At 56.1% G+C, this 19983-nt stretch carries 15 protein-coding genes and 1 pseudogene; 9 read left to right on the top strand and 7 right to left on the bottom strand.

All coding sequences use genetic code 11. From position 1 onward, the window contains the following. Window positions 1–33: 33 nt before the first annotated feature. Window positions 34–798, bottom strand: a complete 765-nt coding sequence (locus tag G5193_RS06440; RefSeq protein ID WP_201949959.1) for a substrate-binding periplasmic protein — start codon at window positions 796–798, stop codon at window positions 34–36. A 274-nt stretch (window positions 799–1072) separates the two neighbouring features. On the opposite strand from G5193_RS06440, the gene G5193_RS06435 reads away from it, so the two are divergent. Then, window positions 1073–2788 (top strand): NAD-dependent malic enzyme, encoded by a 1716-nt coding sequence (locus G5193_RS06435; RefSeq protein ID WP_058055721.1) that lies wholly within the window; start codon window positions 1073–1075, stop codon window positions 2786–2788. Window positions 2789–2877: 89 nt separating this feature from the next. Here the strand turns inward: G5193_RS06435 and G5193_RS06430 are convergent, their stop codons facing one another. Further along, window positions 2878–3219 carry an RT0821/Lpp0805 family surface protein gene (locus G5193_RS06430; RefSeq protein WP_421205508.1) on the bottom strand — a complete coding sequence of 114 codons (342 nt, stop codon included), beginning with the start codon at window positions 3217–3219 and terminating at the stop codon, window positions 2878–2880. Continuing rightward, on the bottom strand, window positions 3216–4508 hold the full coding sequence (locus G5193_RS06425; RefSeq protein ID WP_421205467.1) for a hypothetical protein: 1293 nt from the start codon (window positions 4506–4508) through the stop codon (window positions 3216–3218). The genes G5193_RS06430 and G5193_RS06425 overlap by 4 nt, the downstream gene beginning before the upstream one ends. A 305-nt stretch (window positions 4509–4813) precedes the next feature. On the opposite strand from G5193_RS06425, the gene G5193_RS06420 reads away from it, so the two are divergent. The 3 genes from G5193_RS06420 (at window position 4814) to G5193_RS06410 (ending at window position 8901) form a co-directional block, all read left to right on the top strand. Then, window positions 4814–6052: a uracil-xanthine permease family protein gene (locus G5193_RS06420; protein WP_005334784.1), complete on the top strand. Its 1239-nt coding sequence runs from the start codon at window positions 4814–4816 to the stop codon at window positions 6050–6052. 550 nt (window positions 6053–6602) lie between these two features. Further along, the gene (locus G5193_RS06415; protein ID WP_216953136.1) at window positions 6603–7334 is read left to right on the top strand and encodes a substrate-binding periplasmic protein; all 732 of its coding nucleotides are present in this window, start codon (window positions 6603–6605) and stop codon (window positions 7332–7334) included. Between the two features lie 40 nt (window positions 7335–7374). Next, entirely contained in the window at window positions 7375–8901 is a 1527-nt protein-coding gene (locus G5193_RS06410; protein WP_421203055.1) for a methyl-accepting chemotaxis protein, read from the top strand. A 154-nt stretch (window positions 8902–9055) separates the two neighbouring features. On the opposite strand, the gene G5193_RS06405 is transcribed toward G5193_RS06410, so the two are convergent. Beyond that, window positions 9056–9478 (bottom strand): GNAT family N-acetyltransferase, encoded by a 423-nt coding sequence (locus G5193_RS06405; protein ID WP_319919190.1) that lies wholly within the window; start codon window positions 9476–9478, stop codon window positions 9056–9058. 155 nt (window positions 9479–9633) lie between these two features. On the opposite strand from G5193_RS06405, the gene G5193_RS06400 reads away from it, so the two are divergent. Further along, window positions 9634–10134, top strand: a complete 501-nt coding sequence (locus G5193_RS06400) for an SRPBCC family protein (protein ID WP_216953138.1) — start codon at window positions 9634–9636, stop codon at window positions 10132–10134. Window positions 10135–10340: 206 nt separating this feature from the next. On the opposite strand, the pseudogene glk reads toward G5193_RS06400, so the two are convergent. Continuing rightward, window positions 10341–11312 (bottom strand): annotated as a pseudogene (gene glk, locus G5193_RS06395) (glucokinase); the annotation flags it as partial. Window positions 11313–11656: 344 nt separating this feature from the next. Between glk and G5193_RS06390 the strand changes: the two are divergent. From G5193_RS06390 to G5193_RS06375, 4 genes are all read left to right on the top strand, one after another. Further along, window positions 11657–12514 (top strand): MurR/RpiR family transcriptional regulator, encoded by an 858-nt coding sequence (locus G5193_RS06390; protein ID WP_005347620.1) that lies wholly within the window; start codon window positions 11657–11659, stop codon window positions 12512–12514. A 174-nt stretch (window positions 12515–12688) separates the two neighbouring features. Next, window positions 12689–14128: a pyruvate kinase gene (gene pyk, locus G5193_RS06385; protein WP_216978295.1), complete on the top strand. Its 1440-nt coding sequence runs from the start codon at window positions 12689–12691 to the stop codon at window positions 14126–14128. A gap of 213 nt (window positions 14129–14341) precedes the next feature. Next, complete coding sequence (gene befA, locus G5193_RS06380) at window positions 14342–15118, top strand: beta cell expansion factor BefA (RefSeq protein ID WP_323912847.1); 777 nt, start codon at window positions 14342–14344, stop codon at window positions 15116–15118. A 224-nt stretch (window positions 15119–15342) separates the two neighbouring features. Then, window positions 15343–17706, top strand: coding sequence for a YgiQ family radical SAM protein (locus G5193_RS06375; protein ID WP_421205464.1), 2364 nt, complete (start codon window positions 15343–15345; stop codon window positions 17704–17706). Window positions 17707–17857: 151 nt separating this feature from the next. Here G5193_RS06375 and G5193_RS06370 read toward each other — a convergent pair whose 3' ends face one another. Next, complete coding sequence (locus G5193_RS06370; RefSeq protein WP_421205462.1) at window positions 17858–19321, bottom strand: DUF4041 domain-containing protein; 1464 nt, start codon at window positions 19319–19321, stop codon at window positions 17858–17860. Window positions 19322–19325: 4 nt separating this feature from the next. Beyond that, window positions 19326–19673, bottom strand: coding sequence for a hypothetical protein (locus tag G5193_RS06365; protein WP_074042628.1), 348 nt, complete (start codon window positions 19671–19673; stop codon window positions 19326–19328). Window positions 19674–19983: the final 310 nt, after the last annotated feature.

The raw sequence follows: 19983 nt of genomic DNA, 5'->3' as shown, positions 1-19983 counted from the left end.
TGTTTTATCCCCTCTGTTTTTGCCTCGCCAAGGTCAATATTCCCCCCGGGCCAGCCGTTCGAAGTAGCGCTTATAACGTCCGCTGGCGATGGCCTGCTGCAACTGCTGATTGAATTGATCCCGCAGTTTGGCTGAGCCCGGCATCTTGCGCGGGAACATCACGAAGCTGTCGTTGCGCAGAAAAGGGGTTTGACTGTGGGTGATGAGTGCCGCGCTGGCGGGGTCGAGCTGGCTCTGCAACTCGGCCAGACCGACTCGCAGCTCTTGTGGATAGAGGTCGATCCGCCCGCGCAGCAGCTTGCCGAAATTCTGCTTCACGTCGGTGACTTTCTGTTGGGTTACCTTGCCATCGGCCACCATCTTGTCCAGCTCGGGCCCGTAGCTATAGGCGATATCACCCCCCAACCGCATACCGATGATCTGCTCAAGGCGCTCGGCCTGCAGCTGCCGTGATTTGAGGGAGAAGAAGACAAACTGCTCCTGCAGCACCGCTTCGCTGAACAGAAAATCCAGCTCCCGCTCCGGTTTGTGCATCCAGACGGCGGTGGCGTCGTAGAGCTGGCTGTTGGCCGCCAGCGAATAGACCCGACCCCAGGGGGCGAAGTGGAACTTCACCTCATAGCCCGCCTCCTTGAACAGATCGCTGATGAGGTGGGCCACTGGCCCGTGCTGTTTTGACTGCTCGGAGACGAAAGGGGGCCATTCACCCACGATGATGTTGAGCACCCGGCCCGGTGCGGCGAGAGCCGACTGGCAGGTCAGAAATAGCCACAGAGCAAGCAGCGGGATCAGGCGCATGGCAGAAAGAAGGGGACGCAGGCTGGCAGAGGCGAGGGCATCAGGTCACTCCCGGCTGTGATGCGGTGAAAGGGGCTGGGTTGCCCGCAATGCTAACATGAGTCTCATTCCTTGCCGTGGATATTTGTCTCGTCGGGGCCGCCGGGCGCCTATTTTGGCCGCAGGGTATGCCCAAGCTCACAAAACCGATCGAGTAAACGTCATATGATTGATTTCATTATGAGTCTTGCTCTCCTGCCGAACGGCAATTTCACGTAAATCAAAGAGAATGACTATGGCTACCGGACAATATCTGCTGTGGAAAGATGCACAGGGACAGGATTTTCGCCCCGTTGCACTGACCGGCACTGATCTGCTTAACAATCGATACCTCAACAAGGGCACAGCCTTCACCGAACAGGAGCGGGCCGATTTTGATCTCGATGGTTTGCTGCCGCCTCAGGTGCAAACTTTTGAAGCCCAGCTCGAGCGAGTGTATGAGGGGTTTAAGAGCGCTTGCAGCGATATCGAGAAGTACCAGAACCTGCGTGCCCTGCAGGATCGCAACGAGACTCTCTTCTATGCCCTGTTGTCACGCCATGTGGAGGAGATGACTCCCTACATCTATACCCCGACCGTGGGCAAGGCGTGTCAGGAGTTCAGCCACCGCTTCCAGAAGCCGCGCGGCCTCTACATCACCCCGGACAACGTGGATGACATGGGCAGTCAGGCCCGTCACTTCGATGCCAAATCGATCCGCATCATAGTCGTCACCGACAGCCAGGGCATTCTGGGGATCGGCGACCAGGGTGTTGGCGGCATGGGCATCCCCATCGGCAAGCTGGCGCTCTATACCCTGGGTGCCGGTATTCACCCCGCCTGCTGCATGCCCATCGCGCTGGATGTGGGCACCGACAACCAGAAACTGCTCGATGACCCCATGTATCTGGGCCGCCCCCACAAGCGCATTCGCGGCAAGGAGTATGAGGAGTTCATCGACAAGTTCGTGCAGGGGGTCAAGCGCCACTTCCCCAACGCCGTGCTGCAGTGGGAAGACTTCAGCAAATCCAACGCCTTCAACAATCTGGCCCGCTACCAGCAGTCACTGCCGTCATTCAACGATGATATTCAGGGCACCGGTGCCGTGGTGCTGGCCGGTATCATAGGCGCGGTCAAGGTCAAGGGGGAGACCCTGGGCCAGCAGAACTATCTGGTCTACGGCGCTGGCGCCGGCGGGGTTGGTGTCGCGGATCAGATCTGCGCGGGGATGATCCGTGAGGGGATGGATCCGCAGGCGGCCCGCGATCGCATCTACATTCTGGATACCCAGGGGCTGGTGTGCGACAACCGGGACGGGCTCGACGAGTACAAGCGTCGCTACGCCAAGCCGGGGCTGCTGCTGGCGGGTTGGGATACCGAGGTGCCCGGCAAGGCCAATCTGGCCGATGTACTGCGTCATGTGCCCATTACCGTGTTGCTGGGTACCAGCGGTTCGGGCGGTGCCTTCCAGGAAGAGCACATCCAGCTGATGCTGCAGCATTGCGAGCGCCCCATGGTGTTCCCGCTCTCCAACCCCACCGCCAACTGTGAAGCGTTGCCGGAAGATATCTACCGCTGGAGCAAGGGCAAAGCCATCGTTGCAACCGGTAGTCCGTTCAAGGATGTGAGCTACGAGGGGCAGGAGTTCCGGGTGGGGCAGGGCAACAACGTCTTTATCTTCCCCGGTGTAGGTTTGGCGGCCATCGTCAGCCAGATCCGCGAGATCACGCCCGATGTCTTCACTACTGCTGCCTTTGCGCTGGCCGAGTGCGTGAGTGAGGTGGATCTGGCGAAAGGGGCCGTCTATCCCCGCATTCGCGAGCTGCGCAGCATCTCGGTGCATGTGGCCACCGCCGTGCTCAAGGATATCGTGCGCCGGGATCCCTCCCACCCGCTGATCGGTCAGGATCTGCAGCAGCATATCCTCAACCATATGTGGGAGCCGGTTTACCTGCCCTATCGTCGGGTATAACCGCGTATTCACCGCCCGGATAACGGGTCGGTAAAGATGACAAGGGGGTAGCGCTGCTACCCCCTTTCGTTCATCCCCGGTGGCATTCACTAAGTTCGCAATGGCCGCCAGCGCCCTTGCAGATTGCGACAGGCGGTATCCTGCCACTGCTGGCTCGCCTTGCCGATATAGAGTTGCTCGCGATAGTCGCGACACCACTCCCCGCTGGGATGGCGGAAGGTGCGTAGCGGGGTGACGCTACCCGAGTGACGGTTAGCCGGATTGAACCAGGTGAGGCTCTGCCCTTTGGTACGGGTTTCCAGCGCCTTGGCGAGTGCCTGATTGGCCAGTTGAACATCTGTCTTATCCATCTGATGGTAAAGCGGCGGGGTGTCGACCGTGGCGCAGCCAGTGAGGCCGAGCAGGAGGAGTGGTAACAGATATCGCATTATGGTTGCCCCTGTTGGCTAAAGCCGTTGTTTAGCAGCGCCCGCTCCTGCTCATCGGTAAGCACTTGCTGGCGATCATCGACCGTGCCATCACCCCTGAGCTTGTTGCCATTGGCATCGACGGCATCCACACCGTTGTCATCGACCGTGCCATCGCCCCTGAGCTTGTTGCCATTGGCATCGACGGCATCTACGCCGTTGTCATCGATGGTGCCATCGCCTCTGAGCTTGTTGCCATTGGCATCGACGGCATCTACACCGTTGTCATCGACAGTGCCGTCACCTCTGAGCTTGTTCCCGTTGGCATCGACGGCATCCACACCGTTGTCATCAACGCCATTGCCAAATCCGCGGCCACCCCCATGGCGTTCTCCCCCTGCATGTTTTTCTCCACCAGCATGCCGTTCACCTCCACCATGCTGCTCTCCGCCGGCATGCTCGCCTTGGCCGCCACTGTCATCGCTGCCCCCGTCGCTGTCGCTGCCACCGCCGCTGTCGCTGCCTCCGCCGCTGTTGCTGCCCCCATCGCTGTCGCTGCCACCGCCGCTGTCGCTGCCACCGCCGCTGTTGCTGCCTCCGCCGCTGTTGCTGCCGCCGCCGCTGTTGCTGCCTCCGCCGTTGTTGCTGCCTCCGCCGTTGTTGCTGCCTCCACCACTGCTGCCCCCGCTGCCACCATCGCCATCTTTGTTGTGAACGATCAGCTCATTGGCGATGTAGCTGTGGCTGCCATCGAGCAGCAGATTGAAGAGTGCGGTAGTGGGAGATGCCTCGATCCAGCAGAGTGACTCAACCAGCAGTAATTCCGGCTGGGATTGCAGGGCCAGATTACCCGTCACCATAACAGGTGTGGGGCGACACATTATCTGCATGCCGGTAAATAGCGGCAGCACCGCCAGTTGCGGGTTTTCGGTTCGGGTCATGGCCGGTGAGATGGCCGCCCAGCCCCGAGTGGTCAGCAGAGGGTGCTCTGCGGTAAAGAACGGGGGCAGATCATTGATCCCGTAGAGCCTGCGCTTGCCCAGTATGACCCGTTCGATCGCCAGGATCCGGTTACTGCCGCCGTGCTGATCCAGCACCTGTTCACCGACCCGGAGCGTCTCTATGGGGCGGGTGGAACCATCGGCCATCGTGATGCGAGTGCCGGCGATAAAGCAGGACTTGGCATAGGCCTGATTCATTTGCCACTCATTTTGGGCGAAATCATAACTGAACGGGTTCGCAAACAGGGCGAGTGCGATGGCCGAGCCGATAAGCAATCTGCGCTGGCTGGCCTTGAATGGGGGCTGTGACATGGGGACTCCTTGTCCATCTTGATTCACAGGATCCATTATAGAGCGCCCCCAAGCGGCGGCATTTTTGACCATGAACACAATAAACATGATGGAAAAACGATTGGCGTTCGTCACAATAATGCGTAAAATCGCATACTCGATGCTTGTAGCAACGAATCCCGCCTAAAAAGCTAGTTTCATGCCCTTCCCAAGCAGTAAAAGGTAACAAGTGACGTATTTGTGTTCATTTTGTGCCTTGGAAAAGTCTTGTGATAACTGAAAAGTGATAAATATCCCCATCAGTTATCAAAAAATTAAGGACATCCATGTTTTCCTTAGTCAAGCAAAGTGTCGCCGGGCTGCAAATCCTGTTTGTCGCCTTCGGTGCCATGGTTCTGGTGCCCCTGCTCACCGGACTGAACCCCTCCATGGCCCTGCTTGGCGCCGGTGTGGGCACCCTGTTGTTCCAGCTCTGCACCCGCCGCCAGGTCCCGATTTTCCTCGGTTCCAGCTTTGCCTTCATCGCTCCCATCATCTACGCCACCCAGACCTGGGGATTGCCATCCACCATGTTTGGCCTGTTTGCCGCCGGTTTCATGTATTTCATTCTGGCTGCGCTGATCCGGGCAAAAGGGATGGGTTTTGTGCACAAATTGCTGCCCCCGGTGGTGATTGGCCCGGTGATCATGGTGATCGGTCTTTCTGTGGCGCAGGTTGCCTGCAACATGGCGATGGGCCGCGCCGGTAGTGAGCAGGTGGTTCCTGCGGGGACTGCGCTGACGCTGGCCGGTATCTCGCTGGCGGTCACCCTGATTGCAGCTGTGTTCTGCAAGGGGTGGATCAAGCTGATCCCCATCCTGTGCGGTGTGATTGCCGGTTATGTCTCGGCGGTGTTCATGGGCCAGGTGAGTTTCGATGGCATGGTGAACGCCCCCTGGCTGGCGCTGCCCCACTTCGAAACCCCGGAGATCAACTGGGCTGCGGCGTTGTTCATGTTGCCGGTAGCCATCGCCCCCTGTATCGAGCATATCGGTGGCGTGTTGGCGATTGGTGGCGTGACTGGCAAGGATTACACCAAGGATCCGGGTTTGCACCGTACGCTGGCCGGTGACGGCATCGGCGTCTGCTTCGCCGGTTTCATCGGTGGCCCACCCGTGACCACCTACGCCGAAGTGACTGGTGCCGTGATGATCACTCGCAACTTCAATCCGGTCACCATGACCTGGGCTGCGGTGTTTGCCATCATTCTGGCCTTCTTCGGCAAGTTCAATGCGCTGCTCACCTCCATCCCGATGCCGGTGATGGGCGGTATCATGCTGCTGCTGTTCGGATCCATCGCTGCCATCGGTCTCAAGACGCTGGTGGAATCCAAGGTGGATCTGGGACTGTCACGCAATATCGCCATCGTCGCCGTGACTCTGACCGTCGGTGTCGGTGCGCTGGAGATGAAGATTGGCGACTTCGCGCTGGCCGGTGTTGGCCTGGCCTCCGTTGCCGCCATCCTGCTCAACCTGATCCTGCCTGCGCACTCCGAAGAGGGTGTGATGGACGCGGCCAAGGACTGAGTTCCACCAGACGTTGATTGTTGATTTGGAGAAGGTCACCTCGCGGTGGCCTTCTCTTTTTCGGGTATCTCGCGCCACTTTTCTGCTCGGCGGAGCTCGTCTGGAATCTAATTTGGAAGCAGATGAGGGGGTTAGCATTCTCATTTGACGTATCTCTTTTCGTGACCTTAGCTAAAGGACAGGTTTGGCTCTGAGGTCTCCTCGAGCAGTATGGGAAAATGGATGTTGGCGTTTTCTATCATTTCTCTCCCAGACCCTGGTCATTAAACGATGCGCTTCTGCTTCGCCACAGCGCTGTTGTATGGCAGAGGTTTATCCGCCCCCTCCACACTCCCCTCATGCTGCCCTGGCATGTTTCCACCTCGATTTGTCGTGAGCCTCCCCCGCCGATTGCGTTTCGTTGCGCACTGGCAAAATCCGGATCTGTTTGCTGCTGCACATGGGTGGGCGGCGAGCCGTGAAAGCCGGCATGACCCCAGCGGGTCAGATGTGCACCGCCATCGGTAACGGCGGATGTTCAGGGATGAATGGCAAGCAAAGCGAGGTTGCAATGAACTATCAACTGCTGTGGAAAAGTGCAATTTTTTCAGTCTCTTCCATGATGGCGATAAGCGCAGTTCAGGCTGCGCCACTGAACGTGATGACCGAGGATTACCCTCCGTTCAACATGCAGGGGGAGGGGGGCAAGATTGTCGGGCTATCGACCGAGGTGGTCGAAGAGCTGCTCAAGCGTGCCGGCGTCGAATACAAGCTGACCCTGATGCCCTGGAAGCGGGCGTATGAAGATACCCTCAGCACTCCCAACACCGCACTCTACTCCACGACTCGTACCCCGGAGCGTGAGGCGCTGTTCAAATGGGTGGGGCCGCTGGTCAATAACAACTGGGTGTTCTTCTCCAGCTCGACGGCCAATATCACAGTCTCTTCACTGGAAGAGGCCAAGCAGTATTCGGTGGGGGGCTACAACGGTGATGCGGCAGCCGAGTATCTCAAGGCACAGGGATTTGCCAAGTTGCAGCTGGCAGCCAATGACACCGCCAACGTGAAAAAACTGGAGGCCGGTCGTATCGATCTCTGGGCAACCGGCCAATATCTGGCCCCCTATTTGGCCAACAAGGAGAAAGTGGCTTCGCCCAAGCCGGTCTTCGTGTTCAAGGAAACCCAGATGAGTTTGGCGTTTAACAAGGATACGCCCGATGAACTCATCAACAAGCTCAACGAGGTTCTGGCAGCCATGAAAGCCGACGGCACCATCGAGAAAATCAACGCCAAGTACCAGTAAGTTGTACTGTTCCTGCTGCCGTTAATACCGGGAGGAAGTCATGGATTGGAAAAGTCTGAAGTTCAGGATTGCCGTACTGACTTCCCTCTCGGTGAGTCTGCTATTGGTACTGTTTGGTGGTTATAACTACAGCTCGGTGAGGGAAGAGAGCTACAGCAAACAGGCTCAGCTGGTCGAGCAGGCGATCAAGCGACTGCAGCTCTCCTTGCCTGGCCCTTTGTGGAATTATGAGTCGGCCTTTATCGAGGCATCGCTCAAATCCGAGCTGGCGGCCGATATGCTCAGCACACTGCTGGTGGTCAACAAGGAGAAGCTGGTGGCCGGGTTTGCCCGCGATGCAGCGGGCACTATTTCCCCTGTAGCGGCCATACCCGCCGATACGGCGGCCTATGGTGGGTATGATCTGGTCTACGACGACAGCGGCCAGAAAAATACCGTGGCCAGATTGCTGGTCGAAACCAGTGATGCGGCCATTCAGGCCAACTTGCGCCAGCAGTTGATCACCACTGTCTGGCAGATCCTGGTACTTGATATCTGTATCATTGCCTTGTTGATGGTACTCATTCATCGCAATGTGCTGAGACCACTTCATCAGATGAATCTGGCGGTGTTCGATTTGGCCAGGGGAGAAGGGGATCTGACCCGGCGTCTCAAGATCCTCCGTCAGGATGAGATGGGCGCGCTGGCCACCAACATCAATCACTTTATTGCCAAGCTTCAGGAGATGGTGGCCGAAATCAACGAGCTCTCTGCTGGCGTGCTGCAGACCGCGGAACGTTGTGACACCCTTGCGGCGGATACTCGGGGCGCCAGTGATGCCCAGCAACTGGAGCTGGATCAGGTCGCGACTGCCATTACCGAGATGAGCCAGGCGGTGCAGGAGGTGGCAGGTAATGCAGTGAAGACTGCTACGGCGACCGATGAGGCCAACCTTTATGTCGAGCAGGGCTACAATCTGGCCGGTCATGCCAATCAGGCGATTCATCAGCTGGTGGGAGAGGTGGAACGGGTGGCGGGGCTGATGCGCTCCCTCTCTACCGAGAGCAGCAGCATCGGCAATATTATCGAAGTGATCAATGGTATTGCCGAGCAGACCAATCTGCTGGCGCTCAATGCCGCCATCGAGGCGGCGAGGGCTGGGGATCAGGGGCGAGGTTTTGCGGTGGTGGCCGATGAAGTGCGAACCCTCTCGGGGCGCACTCGTCAGTCGACCGAAGAGATCAGTGCCAGCATCAAACGGCTGCAACAGGCGACCCAGAATGTCGGTGCCGGGATGCAGTTGAGCCAGGAGCAGGCCTCTCGTGCGGGAGCCGAAGCCGCCGATGTACAGGTATCGGTGGAGAAAATTAAAAACCAGGTCAGTCTGATCCGCGAGATGAACATGTATATTGCCCAAGCCTCGGAAGAGCAACACTCGGTAGCAGAGGCGGTGAGCCATAGCGTGAACCGGATTGCCACCCTTAATAGCGAGAGCGCGGCCAGGGTGGTGCAAGTGGCTGAAGCCAGCAGCGATTTGCGCCAGCTCTCCGGTCAGCTCGATACCCTGCTCAAGCTGTTTCGGGTCTAGAAAGCACATACGCCCTGCGGGGGATCCTCGGTGCGAGCGGTGGTCGCGATCACGCGCGCAACTGGGGTCGTGGTGTTCTCATATTCTGCCATGCAATCCCGGATCGATATTTTCCCTTTACGGGCCCATGCATGACAGTCTGGAGAGCTGTTGTCTACTCACGACAAAGCTTGCACCAGGGACCGGTGAGCTCGCAGTACCCGGTCTCGTCGCCATGCTGCCAGCCAAGCCGATGATAGAAGGCCACGGCCGCCGTATTGCGGGTTGCCACCTTGAGTGATGCCGTGCGGGGATTATTTGCCAGACCATGTTCGAGCAGCGCTCGCCCAATCCCCTGACCATGCCAGTCGCTCGCAACGTAGAGATGATGCACAAAGAGCTCGGGTTGCCATACGGCGATAAATCCGCAGAGCGTCCCCCCTCGCTCAGCCACCCATATCTCTTCTCCCCGGGTCTGCTCGATAAAGTCATCCAGGTGAAACAGGGAGGGGTCTACCCAGTGAAAGGTTTGTCTGCGGCCTTGTAAAAACAGCTTGGCCAGCGGGGTGATATCACGTTCTTCCATGCGCCTGATCATCATGCTCTCCCAAGGGCGGTCACTGTTCCCTGTTGCACGCGGGCAAGGTTATCTGGGGCAAATGACAAGGGTGTGATTAAGGGCTGTCCAATACATTTGTCATGGGGCTATACTGCCGAAGTCCCCTGTATGGATGGCGTGAGGATTGTTGATTTATGGACAATAAACAGATTGAAGGCAACATTTTTGTTCCGGCTCATATCGATGACGTGTGGCACGCCTGGACGACAGAGAGTGGTCTGCGCAGTTTTCTGGCTCCCGAGTGTTTGATGGTAGCCGAACCGAATGGCCCCTTCGAAATCTACTTCAGGCCGGATGCTCCACTGGGTGAACGGGGCAGTGAAGGGTGCAGGGTCATGGCCGTCATGCCCTATGATTTGCTCAGCTTTAGTTGGAATTTTCCGCCCAGTCTGCCCCATATTCGTCAGCAGAAGACTCAGGTTTGTCTGCGCTTTGTGCCGGAAGGGCAGGGCACTCGCCTCTACTTCCTGCAAACCGGTTGGGCCAATGATCCTGACTGGAATCAGGGGTATGCCTACTTTAGGGAAGAGTGGCTGGAGACCAGCTTGCCACGGTTGCAGTACCGCTTTACCCACGGCCCCATCGACTGGAACAACCCGCCCGACAAGGCACAGCTGAAGGCGTTGTCCCAGTAGTTTCGGGGCACAGAGATAAAAAAAAACCGGCCAAAAGGCCGGTTGAAACAGTTCAGGCTTGTCAGGTGACAAACGTATCCAGCGGATGAGAGTCGCTTTCCACTCCTTGTGAAGTACAACCCTCTTGGTTACGTGCCACTACTATATGCCATCCACACTGAATCGATGCTGAACCACGGATGTTTCAGTTTCACTCCACCTTACAATCAGATGGTAATCCCCATCGACTGGCGCAGGTAAGCGCCAGCGCCGAGCAGGCCAGGTCCTTCATGGGTGATCAGGAATACCGGAATATCCTTGAGGTAGGATTTGAAACGGCCCTTGTCTTCAAAGGCAACCCGGAAACCGGAACTGGTGAAGAACTCCTGGAAGCGCGGCACTATGCCCCCTGCGATATAGACGCCACCAAAGGTGCCCATATTGAGCGCCAGGTTGCCGGCAAAGCGGCCCATCAGCACGCAGAACAGGCTCAGGGTGCGGCGGCAATCCAGACACTCGCCCGCCAGCGCACGTTCGGTAATGTCTTTAGGGGCGAACGGCTCCGGCTCACGACCATCGGATTTCACCAGCCCGCGATAGAGATTGACCAGGCCCGGGCCGGATAAGAAACGCTCGGCCGAGACATGGCCCAGTTCGCCACGCATCACCTGCAGCACCGCATCTTCCTCTTCGGTGTTGGCGGCAAAATCCACATGACCCCCTTCGCCCGGCAGGCTCAACCACTGATCGCCCGCCTTGACCAGATGCGCAACCCCAAGGCCGGTGCCCGCTCCATAGATGGCGATGGGTTTGCCAGCCACCGGTGCGGCGCCGCCCAGCTGGATGCGATCCGATTCGGCCAATACCGGTACCGCCATCGAGACCGCGGTAAAGTCGTTGATTACTTGCAGGCGTGCCAGCCCGAGATTGTTCTGCATCTCGCTGATGGAGAACTCCCAGCTGTGGTTGGTCATGGCGACCCAGTCACCATTGATGGGGCAGGCGATGGCGATGCAGGCTTCAGCCACCTCGACCTTGTGTTCCTCCAGATAGAGGCGAACCACGGCTTCAAGGCTGGGATGGGCCAGACCTGAGTAGGTCTTTGCCTGAGAGATAGTACCGGTGGCCAGCTCACACAGGGCCAGACGCGCATTGGTACCGCCGACATCGCCGACCAGCGCATGGGTATGCTGCATAACAACTCCTTCGTTACAGGATGGGGACGACTGTGGTGTCCCGACATTATTGTTGGATTATGACGGCCCATTCTATCCGAGCTCAGGCTCACTCACCCGCCGGATCGATACAAACGTGCGCCTGCTCACAGTGTTGTTGCTTTGCAACATTTGTAAGCGGTTTCACAGCGAGGTGACGTTTTGTAACGAAAAGTACGAAATAATTAGAGATGAGTCATACTTTGTACGGCAGGCGTTAGTTGCGATAACCGCTTGTCTTGTATAGTCATCAGCTTGATTGGAAACCTGCTTAGCCGTAGATTTAGTGCAAAGACACTGAAGCTAAATTACAAAAACGTCTGGTGGTGATGATGAATACCCTTGATAAAATTACGAACAACCTGGAAAGTTTCAGTAAATCAGAACGCAAGGTTGCTGAGGTGATCCTGGCGTCTCCCCAGACCGCCATCCACTCCAGCATCGCCGCCCTGGCCAAAATGGCCGACGTCAGTGAACCGACCGTCAACCGTTTTTGCCGTCGCCTCGATACCAAAGGCTTCCCCGATTTCAAACTCCATCTGGCCCAGAGCCTGGCCAATGGCACTCCTTACGTCAATCGTCATGTGGAAGCAGAAGACGGCCCCGATACCTACACGGCCAAAATCTTCGAATCCACCATGGCTTGTCTGGATGCCGCCAAGAACAGCCTGGATATCTCGGCCATCAACCGCTGTGTCGATATCCTGACCCAGTCCAAGAAGATCAGCTTCTTTGGTCTTGGCGCCTCCTCAGCCGTTGCCCGCGATGCCCAGAACAAGTTCTTCCGCTTCAATATCCCGGTGGTGAGCTTTGACGATATCGTCATGATGCGCATGAGCTGCATCAACAGCAGCGAAGGGGATGTGGTGGTGCTGATCTCCCATACCGGCCGCACCAAGGCGCTGGTCGAGATCGCCGCGCTGGCGCGCGAGAACGACGCCACCGTCATCGGCATGACCGCCAAGGATTCCCCACTGGCGCGCGAGTGCAACCTGGTGCTCTCCATGGATGTGCCGGAAGATACCGATGTCTACATGCCGATGGCTTCCCGCATCGCGCAGCTGGCGCTGGTGGATGTGCTGGCAACCGGATTTACCCTGCGCCGGGGGATGAAATTTCGTGAAAACCTGAAGAAGGTAAAAGAGGGATTGCGTGAATCCCGCTTTGAAACACCACACTCTTCCTGAATCGTCGGGGGCTTTGGCCCCCGACTGTCTATGCCACCCTCCTTGGTGTAGTCTTGATGTGGTATTGTAACTTAATAACAAAAACCACCCGGATGGTTTGCAAGCGGGTGCATCGAGCCATCGGTTTGATGGGGCAGAATCTCAAGTTATCTCAACTTCATATTGGAGTCTTTCATGCCTAGACGTACAAAGATTGTAACCACACTTGGTCCGGCCACCGACCGCGAAGGGATCCTCGAAGGGATTATCCGCGCCGGCGCCGACATGGTGCGGATGAACTTCTCTCACGGCACTCCTGAAGATCATATCCAGCGCGCCAATCAGGTGCGTGACATTGCTGCCAAGCTCGGCCGCCACGTTGCCATCATGGGTGACCTGCAAGGCCCGAAAATCCGTGTATCCACCTTCAAGGATGGCAAGATCTATCTCGCCATCGGTGACAAGTTCGTGCTGGATGCAGCCCTGGGCAAGGGTGAAGGCTGTCAGGAGCAGGTTGGTATCGACTACAAGAGCCTGCCAAATGATGTGGTGCCGGGTGACATCCTGCTGCTGGACGATGGCCGTGTACAACTGAAAGTCGAGAGCGTGGAAGGCACCCGCATCCATACCACTGTGACCGTGGCGGGCCCTCTCTCCAACAACAAGGGCATCAACAAGAAAGGGGGCGGTCTCTCCGCGCCAGCCCTGACCGAGAAAGACAAGGAAGATATCAAGACAGCCGCGCTGATGAACGTGGATTATCTGGCCGTCTCCTTCCCGCGCTGCGGTGATGATCTGCGTTACGCCCGCGAACTGGCTCGCGAAGCTGGCTCCAATGCCAAGATCGTGGCCAAGGTCGAGCGCGCCGAGACCGTCGCCACCGATGAGGCGATGGAAGATATCATCCTCGGTTCCGATGCCGTGATGGTTGCCCGTGGCGATCTGGGCGTCGAGATCGGTGACCCCGAGCTGGTTGGCGTGCAGAAGAAGCTGATCCGTCACTCCCGTCGTCTCAACCGTGTGGTGATCACCGCTACCCAGATGATGGAATCGATGATCAACGCGCCGCTGCCGACTCGTGCCGAAGTGATGGACGTCGCCAACGCCGTGCTGGATGGTACCGATGCGGTGATGCTCTCTGCCGAAACCGCTGCCGGTCAGTTCCCCATCGAGACGGTCACCTCCATGGCGAGCGTCTGTGTCGGTGCCGAAAAGCACCCGAGCCTGAACGTCTCCAACCACCGCATGAGCTACACCTTCACCTCGGTGGAAGAGGCGGTTGCCATGTCCACCATGTACGCAGCCAACCACCTGGAAGGGGTCAAGGCGATCGTGGCGCTGACCGAATCGGGCACTACTCCGCTGCTGATGTCCCGTATCAGCTCCGGTCTGCCGATCTTCGCCATGTCCCCCCACAACAAGACCCTGGCCTGGGCCAACCTCTACCGTGGTGTGACCCCGGTGCTGTTCGACGGTGACGAGACCAAACCGGTCTACGAAGTGTGCCGCGACGCGCTGGCCGTGCTCAAGGAGAAGGGGCTGCTGCAAAGCGGGGACATGGTACTGCTGACCCACGGTGACAAGATGGAAACCGTCGGCAGTACCAACACCTGCAAGGTGATGATGGTCGAATAAGCCCGTCCGGTTTCACAGTGTTCAACAAGGCTGCTCCTCTCTGATGAGCAGCCTTTTTATTAACGGTTGTCGCGCTTTGGCGGGATAAACAGGACTCAATGATTGCTTAACCGGATTCCCCTTCCGATAATGCGGGAGTGATTTTCACCGGGTAGCCCGTTGTAGGGGATCGCACCGGGTAACCCAGACACTCGACAATACGGGAGTGAAAAAATGAACAAGCGTAACTGGTTGCTGGCCCTGTCACTGACGTTGGTGGTGTCACCCAGCCATGCCGACTGGGAGAAACTGAAGGCTGCCGCCGCCGATCTCGGCACCGCCGTGAGTGAGACTAGCAAGGAGGTATGGCAGGATGTCAGCGACTTCTCCAAAAAGAGCTGGGCCTCCATCTCTGCCTGGGGTGAAGAGGCGTTCAACACCGCCGGGGTCTGGACCGACAAGAGCATCGCCACTGGCAAGGAGTGGCTGAAGGTAGCCGACAAGAAGCTCGACGAGATGCTGGAGCCCAAAACTCCGCAGGAGGCGCGGGTGGCGCTCAACACCATGGCCGACACGGCACTGGTGCGCCTGTTCAATGAACAGCCTTCAGCCAAGTTGCTGTTTGACAAGGCGTATGGCTACGCAGTATTCGATTCGCGCAAGTTCTCCCTGATGCTGCATACCAATCAGGGCGCCGGGGTGGCCATCAATCGCAAGAGTGGCAAACACACCTATATGAAGATGTTTGGCGCGGGGCTGGCGGCCGGTATCGGTGGCAAGTTCTATCAGCAGGTGATCCTGTTTGAAGACAAAGCCAGATTCGATGCCTTCGTGACCCAGGGTTGGGAGGCCACTTCCGAAGTGGGCGTGGTAGCTGGCAAGGAGAGCGCCGAGCTTACCGCCAAATACAACGGCGGCATGGCCATCTACCAGATCGGCGAGAAGGGATTGCTGTTCGATGCCAACATCTCCGGCTCCAAATACTGGATCGACAAGGATTTGAGTCAGTAACCATTCAGGCGGTGAGCCCTCGGCATTTGCCCTGCTCACCGTGCGGCAGTTGCAGTCAAAGATCGCCCGCACTCATCCTGCGGGCGTGCTTGTTTGTGGTGGCGTGATGCGGGTGTTGGATGGCAAAGCGCCTTTTCCCGTGCGAATGCTGGGGACAAAAAGCCATCGCTCCCCTTGGCCGCAACCGGTATAATGCGCGACCCGAATTTTTCCAGGTGTTCAAAATGCAGCCGGTACCCAACCTTTTCTCCTATCCCCGCTATTGGGCCGAGTGCTACGGCACGGCGCCCTTCCTGCCCATGTCCCGCAAAGAGATGGACAAGCTCGGTTGGGACAGCTGCGACGTCATTCTGGTGACGGGGGATGCTTACGTGGATCACCCGAGCTTCGGCATGGCGGTCATCGGCCGCATGCTGGAGGCGCAGGGCTTTCGGGTCGGCATCATCGCCCAGCCGGACTGGTCATCGAAGGATGACTTTATGCGTCTGGGTAAACCGAACCTCTTCTTCGGGGTGACCGCGGGCAACATGGACTCCATGATCAACCGCTACACCTCCGACAAAAAGCTGCGCCACGACGACGCCTACACCCCGGGGGATGTGGGTGGCAAGCGGCCGGATCGCGCGACTCTGGTCTATACCCAGCGCTGCAAAGAGGCCTTCAAAGAGGTGCCGGTAGTCATCGGCGGCATCGAGGCATCCCTGCGCCGCATCGCCCACTACGACTACTGGTCCGAGACCATCCGCCGCTCCATCCTGCTCGATGCCAAGGCCGATATCCTGATCTATGGCAACGCCGAGCGGCCGCTGGTGGAAGTGGCCCACCGCATCGCAGCGGGGGAGAGTATCGACACCATGCAGGATATTCGCGGCACCGCCGTCATCCGCAAGGAGCCGTTGCCGGGCTGGAAAGGGGTGGATTCGAGCAAGCTCGACCAGATTGGCCGCATCGATCCCATCATGAACCCCTATATGGAAGGGGCCCCATGCTCTGACGATGCGACCGAAGCGGCCCCTGCCGCGCAGGAAGCCCAGCCTGTGCTGGTGCAGCCGGCCAAGCCCAAGCCGTGGGAAAAAACCTATGTGAAGCTGCCGGCGTTCGAGCGGGTGAAAGAGGACAAGGTGCTCTACGCCCATGCCTCGCGCATTCTGCACCACGAGACCAACCCCGGCTGTGCCCGCGCCCTGTTGCAGGCTCACGGCGATCGCATCGTCTGGGTCAATCCGCCCGCCTTCCCGCTGGAAACCGAGGAGATGGACGGCGTATTCGGCCTGCCCTACCAGCGGGTGCCGCACCCGGCCTATGGCAACGAGAAGATTCCGGCGTTCGAGATGATCAAGACCTCGGTCAACATCATGCGCGGCTGCTTTGGCGGCTGCTCCTTCTGCTCCATCACCGAGCACGAAGGGCGCATCATCCAGAGCCGCTCGGAAGAGTCGATCCTCAAAGAAATCGAAGATATCCGCGACAAGGTGCCGGGCTTTACCGGCGTCATCTCGGATCTCGGCGGCCCCACTGCCAACATGTACAAGCTGCGTTGCAAGAGCCCCAAGGCCGAGCAGACCTGCCGTCGCGCCTCCTGTGTCTGGCCCACCATCTGCCCGCACATGGACACCGACCACAGCCCGACCATCAACCTCTATCGCAAGGCGCGCGACCTCAAGGGGATCAAGAAGATCCTCATCGCCTCCGGCGTGCGTTACGACATCGCAGTGGAAGATCCCCGCTATATCAAGGAGCTGGCCAAGTACCACGTTGGCGGCTACCTCAAGATCGCGCCGGAACACACCGAGGAGGGGCCGCTCTCCAAGATGATGAAGCCGGGCATGGGCAGCTACTACCAGTTCAAGGAGCTGTTCGACAAATACTCCAAAGAGGCGGGCAAGCAGCAGTACCTGATCCCCTACTTCATCTCCGCCCACCCGGGCACTACCGATGAAGACATGATCAATCTGGCGCTCTGGGTCAAAGAGAACCGCTTCAAGCTCGATCAGGTGCAGAACTTCTATCCGTCGCCGCTCGCCAACGCCACCACCATGTATTACACGGAGAAAAACCCGTTAAACAAGGTGAGCCGCACCGGTGGCGATGTGTTTGTCGCCAAGGGCGAGCGCCGTCGCCGCCTGCACAAGGCGCTGCTGCGCTATCACGACCCCGCTGGCTGGCCGATGATCCGCGAAGCCCTGCTCGCCATGGGCAAGGGCCACCTGATTGGCAACGGCCCCGGCTGTCTGGTACCTGCGGAAGGGCGCAACGAGCGCGCCGCCAGCGGCAAGGGGCTGAAACCGGCCCTGACCCGTCACAGCAACATCAGTCACCAGCGTGGCAATGGCACAGGCAACAAGCCGACGGGCGGCAAACCGGTGGGTTCCCAGCTGCACAAAGGCGCGGCTAACGGCAAACCGGCCGCACAGGGCGAAGGCAAGAATGCTGGCCAGAATGCGGGTAAGAGCAAACCTGCCGGAAAACCCGCCCATAAGAGTAAAACCCCGACTCGCGCGGGCTCTGCCAAGCCGGGAGCCAAACCCGTCACTCAAGGCAGTAAGCCTGCGGCCAAAGGGAATGGTGCCAAGCGACCGGCCCGGTAAGTTTTTCTGATTGAAAGTGATAGAAATAAAAAGGCGACCGGATGGTCGCCTTTTTTAGTTTAAAAATTAATGTCATTATTATTTTTATATATTAAAAAGAATGATTTTTAATTATTAACATGTAATGTAAGTTAATTATTAAACTACTGCATTAAGCAACCTGTTCAACAGTTTGAAGGCGCAAGCTCTCATAATACTCCTCTGCCAATGCTGTTAATTTAAACTCACTATCAATATCAACAATAGTATCCACAGCATCCTTTATCGACAACAAGTCTACTTGGAAGAATTCTTTCCTCAGATTTACTGCATTCACTCGATGAGCTCTAAATTCACGATGTAAAGCTGCCTCCAACGCCGGAGCATCATCGGAATAAATCATAGCATGAACATCAAAAGAAAATGGCACACTAGCATCACCTAACTCTTTAACTCTATCCATCGGATCTAGTCTCCTAGTTAAGCCAATTTTATAGATATCCTCACCAAATGAACCAATATTACTGATGACGTATACATGGCCTTTACGAGTTTGTTCAGCCATGCTTTTGGCTCGAGCCTCTTTCATCTCTGCCTCAAGTAGCTGTTGTTCAAGCTCAGCTATTCTCTGCTCTGCAAATGCCCTTTCGCTTTCAGAGGTTTTCAACAATTCTTCTCGAGCCTTGCTCAATAGATCCCTATAGATACGCTCTTCCTTTTCAGCCTCAGCAATAGCTCGCTCATACTCTTTAATTGCACGCTGTTCTTCGCGGATCTGTTCTTTTATGATTCTTTGCTCATCAGCCTCTTCTTGTTTTTTCAAGGTGTATTGATACTGAAGCTTGCACTCTTCAAATTTCAATTCTACATAACTAATATTAAAGCCACACTTCAATGTTGCTGCTGACTTTTCTATTGTGTTGGCAAGACTTTCTATTCTCTGCAAGGTTCGGGCGAAGTTACTAGGACTCACCTTCCCAATCAAGAAATCACACTCAATATTAAATGCCGCTAGCATTAGCTTTATTTGACCATCGAGAATCTTTTTGTTTAATGATTTGTCATTCGCAATGATCAGAGTGACAGGATACGTTATCGCATTTTTATCTCTAATTAGATCTTTTTGTTGGCTTCGGATGTATTTTATTTCTTCTGAAAATCTAGCTGATGTTTCATAGAGATACTCTGGATTTTCAAAATGCCCAACAGACGTGAATTCGTCCAATCGAGAGTATAGGTCAAGCATTCCCATCAGATTTTTCACATCAACATTGAGCTTTGCTATTTCTAATGAAAGCCGATCCTTTTCCTCACTCTGTTTGTTATTTTGTTCAGTTGCTTCTCTGATTCTTTCTAAAAGCTGGGATTCATCTGCTTTAAGTGCCCTCAGCTCTTCCGTCTCAATTCTGACCTGCTCTAGTTCTTTTGTATCGTTATAAAAATCACTTTTTAGCGATGTAAGGCTCTCTTTTAATTGCGACAACTCTGTCTCAAGACTTGTATGCTCGCCAAGCTTAGCATCAACATCAGCCTTATATTTAGCCAGCTCCTTGTTATGTTTTAATTTGAGAATGAAATAGCCAATCAATATGGCTGCAATTGCACCAATGATAATGGCTAAAAGCATGTGTTCCATTTTTCTACCTTAGTTGTAAACTGATAAATTGTTGGCGCAGAGTCGCACGCTCTAAGCATCTGTCTTCATATTCGTCTTGGGCATCAGAAAGTTCATCTTTTAATCTTTCCTTTGCCTGAGCAATACTCAATTTTTCAGCTTTTTTAGCCAGTGCAAATTTTTCCTTTTCAGCACGAATTGCATCTCGTTCCTGTTCTCTTAAAAATTTTTGATATTCTCTTTCTGCTCTGGCATTTTCGCGTTCGGCAGACTTTTGTCTACGCGCTGATTCCCTAGCAGCCTGCTTACCGGCTCTGTCAATTGCCTTAGCAACTTTGATAGATAAACTTAAAAGACTACCCCGCCTTGCCAAACCATCCTCCTTACCACTTGTTTCTGTAACCTATTGTCATATGAAAAGATAAAACCTGAGACACCCACCCTTCTGAGCAGGAATAATGCTAGCGAGTCCCACGCTAATGCCCGTGGATTACAGCATTTCACAATGCTCAATTAACCAGCAGTGCAGGTACCAATTGCTGATTAATAAGCACCGTATGGGGATGTTAAGCCAAGCAAGGTTTACGACGCGAGCCTTTAAGTGATTAAATTGTCAGAAATTAATCATTTTTTGCGCTTGATCAGCAAATGGAGCCGGAAGGCGGCTTTATAGCCATATTGAT

The organism is Aeromonas sp. 601027, from assembly GCF_049174455.1.
Lineage (GTDB): Bacteria > Pseudomonadota > Gammaproteobacteria > Enterobacterales > Aeromonadaceae > Aeromonas > Aeromonas veronii_A.
This window is presented reverse-complemented; position numbering and strand designations above follow the sequence as displayed.

Coding starts and splice junctions, on each gene's coding strand:
- pyk (WP_216978295.1), top strand. CDS start 12,689: ATGCCTAGACGTACAAAGATTGTAACCACACTTGGTCCGGCCACCGAC.
- G5193_RS06410 (WP_421203055.1), top strand. CDS start 7,375: ATGGATTGGAAAAGTCTGAAGTTCAGGATTGCCGTACTGACTTCCCTC.
- G5193_RS06415 (WP_216953136.1), top strand. CDS start 6,603: ATGAACTATCAACTGCTGTGGAAAAGTGCAATTTTTTCAGTCTCTTCC.
- G5193_RS06440 (WP_201949959.1), bottom strand. CDS start 798: ATGCGCCTGATCCCGCTGCTTGCTCTGTGGCTATTTCTGACCTGCCAG.
- G5193_RS06405 (WP_319919190.1), bottom strand. CDS start 9,478: ATGATCAGGCGCATGGAAGAACGTGATATCACCCCGCTGGCCAAGCTG.
- G5193_RS06420 (WP_005334784.1), top strand. CDS start 4,814: ATGTTTTCCTTAGTCAAGCAAAGTGTCGCCGGGCTGCAAATCCTGTTT.
- G5193_RS06435 (WP_058055721.1), top strand. CDS start 1,073: ATGGCTACCGGACAATATCTGCTGTGGAAAGATGCACAGGGACAGGAT.
- G5193_RS06375 (WP_421205464.1), top strand. CDS start 15,343: ATGCAGCCGGTACCCAACCTTTTCTCCTATCCCCGCTATTGGGCCGAG.
- G5193_RS06425 (WP_421205467.1), bottom strand. CDS start 4,508: ATGTCACAGCCCCCATTCAAGGCCAGCCAGCGCAGATTGCTTATCGGC.
- befA (WP_323912847.1), top strand. CDS start 14,342: ATGAACAAGCGTAACTGGTTGCTGGCCCTGTCACTGACGTTGGTGGTG.
- G5193_RS06390 (WP_005347620.1), top strand. CDS start 11,657: ATGATGAATACCCTTGATAAAATTACGAACAACCTGGAAAGTTTCAGT.
- G5193_RS06400 (WP_216953138.1), top strand. CDS start 9,634: ATGGACAATAAACAGATTGAAGGCAACATTTTTGTTCCGGCTCATATC.
- G5193_RS06370 (WP_421205462.1), bottom strand. CDS start 19,321: ATGGAACACATGCTTTTAGCCATTATCATTGGTGCAATTGCAGCCATA.